The following is a 716-nucleotide window of genomic DNA, read 5'->3' as shown; positions in this document are numbered from 1 at the left end:
TCTGGCGTTGACTTTTGGCACGCTGTTGAGTTCTCAAGGAACGGACACTTCCTTCGAGCCGCTTATCAGGCGGACCCTCCGGGCGCTTCGTTCTTTCGTGTTCCGAGCTTATCATGTCCGCCGTTCGGCGTTTCCGACTCGCTCTTTCCTTCGGCCTTTCGGCGCTTCCGACTCTATCAGGTTTCCCTGACCGGCCGTTCCGCGCTTCCGGATCCTCAAGAAGCTTGTGCCGTAACCGACCTGACGGCCTGTCCGACGTTTCAAACCTTAGCCGATCCCCGCTTCACAAAGCGAATCCGGCCGCAATCCCTTAAATGTGCACACGCCAATTCGCACTGGGTCGCGACAAAGCACGAGCCAGCTCAAGAAGTGGAGAAGTGGTGTTTCAGGAGATCGGCTACCCCGGGAACGTCCGTGCAGAGCGCGCGTCCGGTTCTCCCTGTGGGGCAGCTCGAAGAACACTAGACCTCCGAAGGGCCCACGTCAACACCAGCTGGAGCGGCCGCCAGCTGGAAGGCCAGCACCGCGACGTCGTCGTCGTGGTCGGAGCTGTCACCCATCGCCCGCAGCAGGCGCGAGCAGACCACGTCAGGGGTGCCGACGGCGCCGGCCAGGGTGTGGGCGAGCTGGTCGATGCCCTGGTCGATGTCCTCGTCCCGGCGTTCGACCAGGCCGTCCGTATAGAGGACGCCGGTGGTGCCGGGGAGCAGGCGGAG

General features: G+C 63.3%; 1 protein-coding gene. It reads right to left on the bottom strand.

Annotated features, from left to right (window positions below; all coding sequences use genetic code 11):
- Positions 1-461: 461 nt before the first annotated feature.
- A partial coding sequence (locus ABD323_RS42835; RefSeq protein ID WP_344447451.1) for a SpoIIE family protein phosphatase occupies positions 462-716 on the bottom strand: 255 nt, incomplete at its 5' end.

It is taken from the genome of Kitasatospora nipponensis (assembly GCF_039528135.1).
GTDB classification, from domain to species: Bacteria; Actinomycetota; Actinomycetes; order Streptomycetales; family Streptomycetaceae; genus Kitasatospora; species Kitasatospora nipponensis.
Note: the sequence above shows the minus strand (reverse complement) of the source record. Positions and strands in the feature narration are given on the sequence as shown.